This window comes from Exiguobacterium sp. USCH10 (assembly GCF_037619445.1).
GTDB lineage: Bacteria > Bacillota > Bacilli > Exiguobacteriales > Exiguobacteriaceae > Exiguobacterium > Exiguobacterium aestuarii_A.
Genome location: NZ_JAQPZO010000001.1, coordinates 84,771 through 97,552, shown reverse-complemented (window position 1 = coordinate 97,552; position 12,782 = coordinate 84,771). Strand labels below are relative to the sequence as shown.

Sequence of the window (12,782 nt, the reverse complement as noted above, 5' to 3'; positions counted from 1 at the left end):
ACGAGGTTAATTCTTGGGGGAGAATTGACAATTTAGGGGAGGAAACCTTCATGATTACGGATCAAGAAAAAGGTCATCAAAAACGAAAAAACATCTTGGAATCGACACAAGAGGTAATTCACGAAGCTTTAGATAAACTCGGCTATCCAGATGAGATGTACGAGTTATTGAAAGAACCGCTTCGCATGCTGACCGTTCGGATCCCAGTTCGCATGGATGACGGCTCGACAAAAATCTTTACGGGTTATCGCGCTCAACATAACGATGCGGTCGGACCGACAAAAGGGGGAATTCGGTTCCACCCGAGCGTAACTGAAGTAGAAGTCAAAGCATTATCTGTATGGATGAGTTTAAAGGCGGGGATTGTTGACTTGCCATACGGTGGGGGGAAAGGCGGAATCGTCTGTGACCCACGTGAAATGAGTTTCCGTGAAATCGAACGATTAAGCCGTGGTTATGTGCGTGCCATTAGCCAAATTGTAGGACCGACAAAAGATATCCCTGCTCCGGACGTGTTCACGAACTCGCAAATCATGGCATGGATGATGGATGAGTATAGCCGAATCGATGAATTCAACTCACCAGGTTTTATTACAGGTAAACCGCTTGTACTTGGCGGTTCGCACGGTCGTGAAACTGCGACTGCGAAAGGTGTAGCCATCATGATTCGAGAAGCGGCACTCCGCCGTGGCATCGAACTGAAGGGTGCCCGTGTCGTTGTTCAAGGATTCGGGAACGCGGGTAGCTTCCTTTCGAAATTCATGTACGATGCCGGAGCAAAAGTGATTGCGGTCAGTGACGCTTACGGTGCGATCCATGACGAGAATGGCTTAGATATCCCGTACTTGTTAGACCGTCGTGATTCATTCGGTACGATTTCGACGCTCTTCAAAAACACAATCTCGAATAAAGAGATGTTAGAACTTGACTGTGACATTCTCGTGCCAGCTGCTATCGAGAATCAAATCACGGAAGATAACGCCGATGCCATTAAAGCTTCCATCGTAGTGGAAGCGGCGAACGGACCGACGACGAACGAAGCGACGAAAATTTTGACGGAGCGCGGAATTCTCCTCGTGCCAGACGTATTGGCATCAAGTGGTGGGGTCACGGTTTCTTACTTCGAATGGGTACAAAACAACCAAGGTTACTACTGGACGGAAGAAGAGGTCGAGGAAAAACTTGAAAAAGTACTCGTTCATTCGTTCAACACTGTTTACAACACATCTTCAGCCCGCAAAGTCGATATGCGTCTCGCTGCCTATATGGTCGGTGTACGTAAGATGGCGGAAGCGTCACGTTTCCGCGGTTGGGTTTAAATCAAAAAGTTCGGTCAACGCGTGTTGACCGAACTTTTTTATACTTGAATACGATTTGCGATCGTGTCTGCGATGGCTTTTCCATGGAAGCGACCGTTCTCGATAAAAATCTTATTCGCATCGTTGCCGGCAGCGACAACGCCAGCGATGAACAAATGCTCGACATTCGTTTCGAACGTTTCCTCATCAAACGTCGGAACACCGCTCTCATGATCGATCGTGATTCCCGCATTTTCAAAAAGGTGATGGTCTGGTTGATACCCTGTCATCGCGAGGACGTGATCGGCATACACATGCTTCTTTTCCCCATGTTGGTGATAATAGACACCATCTTCGGTAATGCGATCGATTGTCGCCTCAAATTCCATTCGAACTTTTTCATGTCGGACGAGTGAGTCGAAGTTAGGGAGAACCCATGGCTTCACGGAAGGACTGTAGGAGTCACCGCGATAAAGCACTGTTACATATGCTCCAGCCTTTTCGAGTTCGATTGCCGCATCGACTGCAGAGTTCTTTCCACCGATGATGGTGACGTGTTGTCGATAGTACGGATGGGCTTCGTGGAAATAATGGTGGACATGTGGTAACTCTTCACCAGGCACATCGAGCATGCGAGGACGTCCATAATATCCTGTGGCTAAAATCACATAATCCGCCTCGCGAACGATTTCCCCACGACGCTCGTGTCTAGACGTCACGACGAACCGATCGTCGATTTTCTCGACTGATTCCACGGTCTCGAACGGATGGACGTTCAATCCGGTACGGGTGACGACTTCCCGATAGTAGACGAGTGCATCTTGTCGCCGTGGCTTTAAATCTTTACATATAAACGGGATGTCCCCGATCTCTAATAGGTTTGCAGATGAAAAGAACGTTTGATGGGTCGGATATCGATAGATTGCATCAACGATATTTCCTCGTTCAATTACCGTACAAGAAACCCCAATCTTCTCTAACTCGATGGCCGCTGATAGACCACATGGTCCAGCACCCACAATAATCGCTTGTTTATTCACTGAAAATCACCTCTTTGCTCATTGTAGGGAAGGGAATGCGGAAGCGCAAGGTTATTGCTGGAAGCTAAAGCTATGCTCCATCACGGATTGAGAAGAACCGGATTCGAGTTCCACGAGTAAACGCAGGCGAGCTTTTTGCGAATTTAGCCCGTTCGAGAAAATGATCCCCATCTCTTTCAATTGTTTCCCACCACCTGCATACCCGTATACGTCTTGGACGATTCCGTTAAAGCAACGGCTGACAATCACGACGGGAATTTCCTCGACCAAACGTTCAAGCGCCGGCAATAGTGTCGGTGGGACGTTTCCTTGCCCTAACACTTCGAGGACGAGTCCGTCGTATCCAAGTTCCATCACCGATTCGAGCAAATCAGGCTCCATTCCCGCAACGACTTTTAACACAGCTACCCGTTTTGAGATGGACGGAATCATTTTAGGCTGTCTCGTTGCCGGTTGACTATAGATGAGTACGTGATCCTTTGTGACCATACCCACGTTTCCGAAATGAACTGACTTGAACGTATCGACGGATGACGTATGTGTTTTTGTGACGTTGAAGGCCGAGTGTATCTCTCCGTTAAATACGACGAGTACGCCTTTTCCGCGAGCCGATTCACTCTTTGCGACCCGAAGAGCGGTAATTAAATTGAATTCACCGTCTGAACCGACTTCATTCGAGGAACGCATCGCTCCTGTCAAGACGATTGGTACAGGCGCACCGAGCGTAATCTGCAAGAAGTAAGCCGTTTCTTCAAGCGTATCTGTTCCATGTGTGATCACGACTCCGTCATACGTGTCCTGCGTCAACTCATGCTGAATAAATTGAGCCAGTTCAAGCATTTTATCGGGTGTCATATGTGGAGACGGGATATTTGAGAAATGCTTTGTCGTAATGTGGGCGATGTCCGTCGCCTTCGGAAGTGTAGCGTCGATTGGATTCACATCGCTCGGTTCGACGTGTCCTGTACCGGATTGGGACATGGCGATTGTACCGCCTGTGTGAATAAGTAATAAATGATTCATAAATGACCTCCTAATTATTTTTATGGATATTTCCATTTTCTAGGCGTTACACACTTTTTCTTTCAGACAATTCAGTGTATGCTAATGAGAGAAAGGAGAGATGCGTCATGATCGCAATCGCCTTGTCTGCGGTGGCACCAGGGCTTGCCCTTCTTTCCTACTTCTATCTTCGCCATGAATTGGAAGCAGAACCGCTCGGATATGTGATTCGTTCTTTCGTGGCCGGGGCCGTTCTCGTTTTCCCGATCATGTTTATCCAATATGCGTTCGTTGAAGAAGGGGTGCTGACTGGTCCGTTTTGGCAGGCATATGTCACCACTGCCTTACTCGAAGAGTTTTTTAAGTGGTTTATGATTTATTATACAATATATATACATAAAGTCTTTGATGATTACTACGACGGGATTCTCTATGCGGTCGCCTGCTCATTAGGCTTTGCGACGTTAGAGAATTTTTTATACTTATGGGTGTACGATTCATTAGAAATTGCGATTTGGCGCGCCATTTTACCGGTGAGCGGCCATGCATTGTTTGCGGTTGTCATGGGCTATTGCTTGGGGCGTGCCAAACATTCGGCACGTGAGCGGGTGTGGCTGTTTATGGCAGTCTTTTCTGCAACGGTCATCCACGGGACGTTTGATTTGATCTTGATTTTAGAACCGAATCATAAGTTGCCGGCCGTGCTCTATATCGTCATTTTATGGATGGTTGCACTTCTGCTTGTACGAGCAGCCAATCTGTCCAATCGTCGTCAATTTAAATAAAGGGGAACATGCGTATGCTGAAAGAAGGACAAGAATTACGAATCGAAGTAGAAGGACGGAATGAGGGGAAAACAAAGATTGCGGCCATTGTGGATCAAATCGTTTGGATTGAATCACCAAGTGACACGACGACGCTTAAAACCTTCTTCTTACATGAAGAAGAAGAGATGCGTGTTTACTTTTTCAAAGGGGATAACCAATTGTTCGCATTTGATACGAAAGTCGCGAAACGAATCAGTGATGCGCAGATGACGATTCGCTATGCTTTCAAGATGCCGGATGAGAAGAAAATCAAACGAATTCAACGACGTGAATATTTGCGCGTCCCTGAAATGATTGATGTGACAGTTGTTGCGGCAGATGGAGCAGACTTCGAATCGTTCGAAACGACGTCGCTTGACGTATCGGCAGGCGGTATGAAAATTATTGCGAACCGTGTGCCCGTTGAAGTAAACGAATCGCTCATCGTCGTGTTCCGAATTGAAGATGAGCAGGGTGCGCCGCAACTCTTTCGTGTGAAGAGTCGTTTAGTACGTATACATAAACAAGAAGTGAAACAAGAGCTTTCTTTGGCATTCGAAGATTTGACCCCTCGTGATCAGGAGACGATTTTACGATACTGTTTCCGCGTTCAACTTGAAGCGCGTAAGCGGACAGGGTCTGTATTTTCTTCAAGATAAAAAACTGTTATGATGTTCTCGGGATTATAGACCGAGAGGAGGAGGGTATCGGGCACACTCGATACCCGTTTTGTATGAAAAAATCGTTACAAATTGCTTTAGATGGACCGGCTGGTGCCGGGAAAAGTACAATCGCCAAGTCGTTGGCGAAACAATTGGGGTATGTCTATATAGACACAGGTGCGATTTATCGAGCAGTCACATATCGTGCTTTAAACGAGAAGATAAATCTTGAAGATGGTCCCGCACTCGCGAAGATGATCGAGAACATGTCGATTCGTCTCGTGCCATCTGAAGAAGGGCAACGTGTATTCGATGGCGAACAAGAAGTGACAGATGTCATTCGTTCTAGTGAAGTGACGAATAATGTGAGTTTTGTCGCCCGTCAATCGGAAGTACGGGATGCCTTGATGGATTTACAGCGTGATTTGGCGAAGCATGGCGGTGTCGTCATGGATGGGCGCGATATCGGCACGCATGTGTTACCGAACGCAGATTTGAAAGTGTTTATGACTGCCTCGGTCGAAGAACGGGCACGCCGTCGTCATGATGAAAATGTGTCAAAAGGAATCCCGAGTGATTACGAGCGATTGAAGGAAGAAATTGCTCTTCGTGACAAACGTGATTCAGAGCGCGAGGTCGCGCCTCTCCGTCAAGCTGAAGATGCTCATTATCTCGATACGACGACGTTGTCGATTGATGGGGTCGTCTCGGCGATTGAACGATTAATTGAAGAGGTGAAAGCATGAGTAAACCGTTGAACAATGGTCCGTTTGGAATGTATCGGATGGCTAGGGCCGTCGTGAACATCATTCAACTCGCATCGTTTCGCGTCGAATTCATCGGACGCGAACATGTCCCAAAAGATGGATCGATTCTCGTCTGTTCGAACCACCAATCAAACTGGGACCCAGTCCTCCTCGCATGTGCGATTCCGAAAGAACGTCCATTACGGTTCTTTGCGAAAAAAGAGCTTTTCAGCGTTCCTGTATTGAAGCATATTTTGAACCGTGCGGGACAAATTCCTGTATCGCGTGGGGAAGGTGATCGCCAGGCGCTACGTGTCGTTCTGCAAAAGTTAAAAGAAGATGAAGTTATCTCGATCTTCCCTGAAGGTACACGTTCAAAAGATGGGACGTTAGGAAAGGCGCAAGCCGGGGTTGGTTTCTTTGCGATGCGTTCAGACGCGCACATTTTACCGATTGCCATCATCGGTAGATATAAGTTTCGTGCGAAATTGCGTGTCGTCATTGGAAAGCCGATTGATTTGGCTCTTTTGAAGGAACGTAAGGCAAACGCACAAGAGGCGGCTGACTTAATCATGGATACAATTGCCGACCTCTATTTGAAACATTCATTCACGAAGTAAATATAGGGTTTGAGGAATTGAGGTTTAAACTTCTTTCAATAGAGGTACAATCTTCATAACGCCTTGACAAATTCTCGGAATTATAAGAGATTTATACTAGGTGTAAGCGCCTCAGGGCGCTCCTTTTTGTACTCATCGTGAGGGGGTAGTGTTGGAATGGTCGAAGAAATGAAAGATATGCCTGATTTTGAAATTAATCGTGGTCAAATTGTGACCGGAACAGTTGTCAAAATCGAGGACAAGCAAGCGCTGATCGATATCGGTTATAAAACCGAAGCGATTTTGCCAATTAGCGAAGTATCAAGCATGCATCTAGACGATTTAAACGAATCACTCCAAGTGAACGACGAGATTCGTGTCAAAGTTAAAAAAGTCACGGACGAAGAAGTGGTCGTTTCGAAAAAAGACGTCGATGCTGAAGCAGCATGGGATCGAATTGTCGAGAAATTCGAATCGGGCGAAGTGTTTGAAGTGATGGTGAAAGATAAGGTCAAAGGTGGTCTTGTCGTCGATATCGGAATCCGTGGATTTATCCCGGCATCTCTTGTCGAAAGTCACTTTGTCGAAGACTTCTCGTCTTATTTAAACAAACCAATTACCGTAAAAGTCGTCGAGATTGATCGCGAAAAAAATCGCGTCATCTTGTCACATAAAGCAGTTGTCGAAGCAGAAATGAGTGCCAAGAAATCAGAGACGCTTGAATCGCTCGAAGTCGGTCAAGTGATCGAAGGAACGGTTCAACGTTTGACGGACTTCGGTGCGTTCGTTGATATCGGCGGTGTGGACGGTCTCGTCCATATCTCAGAAATGGCGCACAGCCGTGTTGAGAAGCCGAGCGATGTCGTAACAGAAGGCGACCGCGTCAAAGTGAAAGTCCTTGGTCTCGACTTGGATAATGAAAAAGTGAAACTCTCAATTAAAGAGACACAACCAGGTCCGTGGGAAACGATTGAAGGGAAAATTCAACCGGGTGATGTGATCGAAGGAACTGTCAAACGTCTCGTGACGTTCGGTGCTTTCGTCGAGGTCGCACCACAAGTGGAAGGTCTCCTTCATATCTCGCAAATCGCGAACCGTCACATTGCAACGCCATCTGAAGTGTTATCAGAAGGCCAAGAAGTGAAAGTTAAAGTATTAGACGTTCATCTCGATGATAAGAAAATCTCATTGTCGATGCGTGCACTCGAATCATCTGAACCGACTCGTCAAGATGATGATCAAGCGTTACTTGACGAATACAGCGACCAAGGAGGATTCTCTGTCTCTGAATTGACAGGTGATGAATCTTCGGACGACTCTAAATAAGATGATCGTTCAAGCGGGAGTCATGCTCCCGCTTCTTTTTGTATGGTCACTTAATTTTGCCTGTGATATGATAGGTAAGTTGCGTTTCGAAATGTTGAAATGATGAAATTTTGATAGAAAGATTAGTGAGGTGTTGTTATGGGAATTCCAGCAGTGGCCATCGTTGGCCGCCCGAATATCGGGAAATCCACAATTTTTAACCGCATCATCGGAGATCGTGTCTCAATCGTCGATGATAAACCAGGTGTCACACGTGACCGTATTTATGGTACAGGAGAGTGGCTCAACCGTAAGTTCCATTTGATTGATACAGGTGGGATCGAAGTAGGAGACGAGCCGTTGCTCGTACAAATGCGTCATCAGGCTGAACTTGCCATCGATGAGGCGGATGTCATTATCTTCATGGTGAACGGTCGCGAAGGCATCACAGCAGCCGATGAAGAAGTAGCGAACTTGTTGTTCCGTTCGAACAAACCGATTGTCCTTGCCGTCAACAAAGTGGATAACTTTGAAATGAGAGATCTCATGTATGAGTTCTATTCACTAGGATTCGGCGATCCGTTCCCGATTTCGGGTACACATGGCTTAGGACTTGGTGACTTGTTGGACCAAGTGTTCGAACTTGCTCCTGAAAAGGATGAATTTGAATATAACGAAGACGTCATTCAGTTCTCGTTGATTGGTCGTCCGAACGTCGGGAAGTCTAGTTTGACGAACTCGATCCTTGGTGAAGATCGTGTCATCGTGTCAAACATCGCTGGAACGACTCGCGATGCGATCGATACACCGTTCACACGTGACGGACAAGAGTATGTCATCATCGATACGGCTGGTATGCGCAAACGCGGAAAAGTATACGAATCGACAGAACGTTACAGCGTCATGCGCGCGCAAAAGGCGATTGAACGCTCAAACGTCGTCCTCGTCGTCCTCGATGGTGAAGAAGGAATCATCGAACAAGACAAACGTGTTGCAGGTCTCGCCCATGAAGCCGGGAAGGCGATTGTCATCGTCGTCAACAAGTGGGATGCAGTCGAAAAAGATGATAAGACGATGAAGAAGATGGAAGAGGAAATTCGCAAAGAATTCTTGTTCCTTGATTATGCACCGATTGTCTTCTTGTCGGCACTTACGTCGAAACGGTTGCAAACATTGTTGCCTGTCATCAAGCAAGTGGCAGAAACACATCGTCGTCGGATTTCGACGAGCGTATTGAACGATGTCATCGTCGATGCGGTCGCGATGAACCCGACACCGACAGATAAAGGACAACGTTTGAAGATCAACTACGCGACTCAAGTTGCCATCGAGCCGCCGACGTTCGTCTTGTTCGTCAACGATCCTGAATTGTTGCATTTCTCGTATAAACGTTATTTAGATAATCAAATTCGTAAAGCATTTGACTTCACCGGGACGCCGATTCATATCGTGGCTCGTCAGAAAAACTAATAACGGGGGTGCCACTTATGGCAAATGTAGCTGTCATTGGAGCGGGAAGTTGGGGAACGGCCATCTCGCTCGTATTAGCGGATAATGGTCATGACGTCCTGCTCTATGGACGTGAACAAGAGCATGTGGACGAAATCAATTCGTCTCATACAAACTCGTTTTATTTGAAAGACGCACCGTTACCGGAATCGATTCGGGCCACGACAGATTTGAAGGAAGCGCTCGACGGACGCAACATCGTCTTCCTTGTCGTCCCAAGCTCGGCGATTCGTCCTGTCTCGAAACAGTTGAACACCATGTTGAAGGAACCGGTCACCATCGTTCATGCCGCAAAAGGGATTGAACCGAAAACGCACAAACGCCTTTCGGAGATCATTGCGGAAGAAATCGATCCGTCGAAACGTCGGGCTATCGGTGTCTTGACTGGACCGACTCACGCTGAAGAAGTTGCAGTGCGGAAACCGACGACAATCACGATTGCTTGTGAGGACCTCGATGTCGCTGACGAAGTGCAGGAGCTGCTTACAAACGATCAATTCCGTGTCTATTTGAACTCGGATGTCGTCGGTGCTGAGTACGGTGGGGCGCTTAAAAATATTATCGCCCTTGCTGCAGGTATGACTGATGGACTTGGTTATGGGGACAATGCAAAAGCTGCCCTCATGACACGTGGGATTGTGGAAATTGCTCGACTTGGAGTGAAGCTCGGAGCAAATCCGGCCTCTTTCTCTGGATTGACAGGAATCGGGGATTTGATTGTGACGGCGACGTCGCAACATAGCCGAAATTGGCGGGCCGGCAATGCAATCGGACGCGGTGAAAAGCTCGAGGACGTTCTTGGAAACATGGGAATGGTCGTCGAAGGTGTCCGTGCCTGTGAAGCGGCACACTCGCTCGCGAAAGAAGCTGGGGTCGAAATGCCGATCACGGAAGCGCTCTATAACGTGCTATTTGAAGGGAAGAGCCCTCATGATGAAGTGAAAAAACTTATGAGACGCCCACAGAAGCACGAGATGGAACAAGTATTTCATTTTGAAGAATAATACTTCGGAGAGGAACTGACGTTTTCGTTCAGTTCCTCGCTTTTTTTTGCTACACTTGAAGTCTGGAGAACATAGAGAAAGTAGGGGGATAGACGTGACACCGTCACTCATCAAAATGTGGATTTCATTTGCGGGGATTGGTGCTTTTGCCATCGCTGCACTGATGGTCGCCATCAGTCACACGAAACTGACCGGATGGTTTGCGACACTTGTGCGCCTGATTGCGTTCATCATTTTCTTATTTGGGACAGTTATTATGATTTTTGTCGTCGTCTCAGGACCGACGGGAGGATAGACCATGAAAAAGAGCATTATCGCTGTTAGTGTACTGTTAACGACTTTGTTGGCAGGATGCATGTTTCCGGACTCGGAACGAGCTAACAATATTCCGTATGAAGACCAATTGAATACCGTACAAAGTGCGGTCGATGCATATCGTGAACAATCTGGCGTCTTGCCCATTAAAACAAAACCAGCGGAAACGCCGCTCATGGAGCGTTATCCAATCGAGTTTGCCCGTCTCGTACCAGGATATTTAGCAGACCCTCCAGGGAATAGCTTTGAGGGCGGTGGGTTGTTCCAGTATATTCTCGTCGATGTCGAAACGGAACCGACTGTCAAATTGATTGATTTGCGTGTATCGGAGCGTCTTCAACAGCTTCAGACAAACATTAATGCGTTCCGGGCAAAAGAAGGGAAGTTTCCGTTCGATGGCTCGCTCGGGAAAAACCAGTTCACGCTCGATTACGACAAAATATTTGTCACAGAAGAACCGGTCATTCCAAGTCCGTACTCGGATCGTGAACTCCCGATCTACGTGGACGGTACCGGACAACTATTTGTGGACTATCGAGAAGACGTGAAAGAAGCGCTTCGAAATACGGATGAGTCGCCAGAAATCGGCGAAGACATTCGTTATTTGCTGTATGAAGACGCTCCATTCGCCCCTGCTTATTCACAAGGCTATACAATAGATGAACAAGGAGAAGTTGTTTTTTTAAACAACTGAGCTTGTTTTGATGGTGAATGTCGTGAATTCACGCAAAAAATGTTGTCATATCAACGTTTGTACGATATGATTAATCCCGTAAACTCCTAGTGAGAGGAGGTGAATCGTGATGAACAAAACTGAATTGATCCAAGCAGTAGCGGAGAAAGCAAATGTTTCGAAAAAAGAAGCTACAGTAGTTGTAGAAGCTACTTTCGAATCTATCACTGAAGCACTCCAAAACGGTGAAAAAATTCAATTGATCGGTTTTGGTACTTTTGAAGTTCGTGAACGTGCTGCCCGTAAAGGTCGTAACCCACGTACAAAAGAAGATATCGAAATCCCAGCGAGCAAAGTTCCTGCATTTAAAGCAGGTAAAGCGCTCAAAGATGCGGTCAAGTAATCTGCAATACATAAGTCGCCGAAAGGCGGCTTTTTTGTTTCGTTTGCGAGTTCGAATGACGTGAATGTGACAAAAATGTGCTATACTATGTCAGAATGACAATGAAGTGGACGAGGGGGGATAGCATGGAACAGTTGACAAATGAATTCGTTGTCACAGACCTTGCTCGTCAAATCCAACAACGTATGAATCATCCCTATTTGACGAAACACGAGGTTGTACCAGCGGTCGACATGCTGTTGCTTCGTTGGATGGTCGAGATGATTGATTTGGAATCGATTGAGCATCGACAACTCGTGATGGCAACTTATTTCGCTCATCAGGCGCTCGAATTACATGATCAAGTGAACAGTAGTCCGAAAGGGTCGCTAGAGCGCCAATTAAAAGTGCTCGCGGGCGATTTTGCCTCGGCTCAGTTTTATAAAATCTTGACGGCTTTCCCAGCGTCGTATAGCGATCGATTCGGACAGTCTGTACAACGTGTCAATGCTGCAAAATGTACATTACTGCTCGATAAAAACGTCTCGATGAACATTTGGATCGAAGCGAACGTCGGATTGATTCAAACACTTTCCGAACTGATTGAACAACCTTATTTGACAACAAGTGGGAAACGAATGATTGATAAGAAAGCGACAGCGCTCAGACAGGACCAAAAGGAGCAGCTTCACACGTTGCTCGCGCACGCGGTCGCTTAGAACGGAAAGGATGTTACGCGTTGCAACCGATAGAAAAAGAGCAAAAAGTATACGAAGTATTTCAGTCCATTTCTCCGAGCTACGATACGATGAACTCGATTATCAGCTTCCGACTTCACAAATGGTGGCGTCGGACAACGATGAAGAAAATGAACGTCTTTCCGGGGGCTAAATGTTTAGATGTTTGTTGTGGCACAGCCGACTGGACGATTCAATTGGCTGAAGCTGCAGGGAATACGGGGGTCGTCAAAGGTCTCGACTTTTCAGAGAATATGCTGAAAGTTGGAGAAGAAAAAGTAAAATCAATGCCGACGATTGAATTACTACACGGGAATGCGATGGCACTACCGTTTGGGGATCATTCGTTTGATTACGTTACAATCGGATTCGGGCTTCGGAACGTTCCCGACTACATGACGGTTTTGCGTGAAATGCATCGTGTTTTAAAACCGGGTGGGACGGTCGTCTGTCTTGAAACGAGTCAACCGACGGCACCCGTTTTTAAAGAATTGTATCGATTTTACTTTGGGACCGTCATGCCTCTGTTCGGCAAAGTGTTTGCCGGGTCATACGACCAATACAAATGGTTACAAGAATCGACCGATCAGTTTCCTGACCGTCTGACGCTCAAACGCATGTTTGAAGATGCCGGGTTCGAACAAGTCGAAGTGAAGACATTCTCCGGAGGTGCATGTGCCATGCATCTAGGAAAGAAGTGGTGA

General features: G+C 46.7%; 15 protein-coding genes. 13 read left to right on the top strand and 2 right to left on the bottom strand.

Annotation, left to right across the window (positions count from 1 at the left end; all coding sequences use genetic code 11):
* Positions 1 to 50: 50 nt before the first annotated feature.
* Entirely contained in the window at positions 51 to 1,319 is a 1,269-nt protein-coding gene (locus tag PQI28_RS00530) for a Glu/Leu/Phe/Val family dehydrogenase (RefSeq protein WP_015881453.1), read from the top strand.
* 38 nt (positions 1,320 to 1,357) lie between these two features.
* Here PQI28_RS00530 and PQI28_RS00525 read toward each other — a convergent pair whose 3' ends face one another.
* Positions 1,358 to 2,338, bottom strand: coding sequence for a YpdA family putative bacillithiol disulfide reductase (locus PQI28_RS00525; protein ID WP_339962318.1), 981 nt, complete (start codon positions 2,336 to 2,338; stop codon positions 1,358 to 1,360).
* Between the two features lie 51 nt (positions 2,339 to 2,389).
* Complete coding sequence (locus tag PQI28_RS00520) at positions 2,390 to 3,361, bottom strand: asparaginase (RefSeq protein ID WP_214745390.1); 972 nt, start codon at positions 3,359 to 3,361, stop codon at positions 2,390 to 2,392.
* A 107-nt stretch (positions 3,362 to 3,468) separates the two neighbouring features.
* Between PQI28_RS00520 and prsW the strand changes: the two genes are divergently transcribed.
* The 12 genes from prsW (at position 3,469) to PQI28_RS00460 (ending at position 12,782) form a co-directional block, all read left to right on the top strand.
* A complete protein-coding gene (gene prsW, locus PQI28_RS00515) occupies positions 3,469 to 4,125 on the top strand; it encodes a glutamic-type intramembrane protease PrsW (protein ID WP_074034642.1) in 657 nt (218 codons plus the stop codon).
* A 14-nt stretch (positions 4,126 to 4,139) separates the two neighbouring features.
* Positions 4,140 to 4,805 (top strand): flagellar brake protein, encoded by a 666-nt coding sequence (locus PQI28_RS00510; RefSeq protein ID WP_224860720.1) that lies wholly within the window; start codon positions 4,140 to 4,142, stop codon positions 4,803 to 4,805.
* Between the two features lie 74 nt (positions 4,806 to 4,879).
* Positions 4,880 to 5,554, top strand: coding sequence for a (d)CMP kinase (gene cmk, locus PQI28_RS00505; protein WP_224860722.1), 675 nt, complete (start codon positions 4,880 to 4,882; stop codon positions 5,552 to 5,554).
* On the top strand, positions 5,551 to 6,174 hold the full coding sequence (locus PQI28_RS00500; RefSeq protein WP_337873716.1) for a lysophospholipid acyltransferase family protein: 624 nt from the start codon (positions 5,551 to 5,553) through the stop codon (positions 6,172 to 6,174). The genes cmk and PQI28_RS00500 overlap by 4 nt, the downstream gene beginning before the upstream one ends.
* Before the next feature lie 156 nt (positions 6,175 to 6,330).
* Positions 6,331 to 7,479, top strand: coding sequence for a 30S ribosomal protein S1 (rpsA, locus tag PQI28_RS00495; RefSeq protein WP_214691862.1), 1,149 nt, complete (start codon positions 6,331 to 6,333; stop codon positions 7,477 to 7,479).
* 138 nt (positions 7,480 to 7,617) lie between these two features.
* A complete protein-coding gene (gene der / locus PQI28_RS00490) occupies positions 7,618 to 8,928 on the top strand; it encodes a ribosome biogenesis GTPase Der (protein ID WP_214691863.1) in 1,311 nt (436 codons plus the stop codon).
* Positions 8,929 to 8,945: 17 nt separating this feature from the next.
* Positions 8,946 to 9,971: an NAD(P)H-dependent glycerol-3-phosphate dehydrogenase gene (locus tag PQI28_RS00485; RefSeq protein WP_074034637.1), complete on the top strand. Its 1,026-nt coding sequence runs from the start codon at positions 8,946 to 8,948 to the stop codon at positions 9,969 to 9,971.
* A 94-nt stretch (positions 9,972 to 10,065) separates the two neighbouring features.
* On the top strand, positions 10,066 to 10,266 hold the full coding sequence (locus PQI28_RS00480) for a DUF2768 family protein (protein ID WP_074034636.1): 201 nt from the start codon (positions 10,066 to 10,068) through the stop codon (positions 10,264 to 10,266).
* A 3-nt stretch (positions 10,267 to 10,269) separates the two neighbouring features.
* Positions 10,270 to 10,980, top strand: coding sequence for a hypothetical protein (locus tag PQI28_RS00475; RefSeq protein ID WP_214783674.1), 711 nt, complete (start codon positions 10,270 to 10,272; stop codon positions 10,978 to 10,980).
* A 109-nt stretch (positions 10,981 to 11,089) separates the two neighbouring features.
* Positions 11,090 to 11,362 carry an HU family DNA-binding protein gene (locus PQI28_RS00470; RefSeq protein ID WP_074034634.1) on the top strand — a complete coding sequence of 91 codons (273 nt, stop codon included), beginning with the start codon at positions 11,090 to 11,092 and terminating at the stop codon, positions 11,360 to 11,362.
* A 125-nt stretch (positions 11,363 to 11,487) separates the two neighbouring features.
* Positions 11,488 to 12,060, top strand: coding sequence for a heptaprenyl diphosphate synthase component 1 (locus PQI28_RS00465; protein ID WP_214745382.1), 573 nt, complete (start codon positions 11,488 to 11,490; stop codon positions 12,058 to 12,060).
* A gap of 20 nt (positions 12,061 to 12,080) precedes the next feature.
* Entirely contained in the window at positions 12,081 to 12,782 is a 702-nt protein-coding gene (locus PQI28_RS00460) for a demethylmenaquinone methyltransferase (RefSeq protein ID WP_214691866.1), read from the top strand.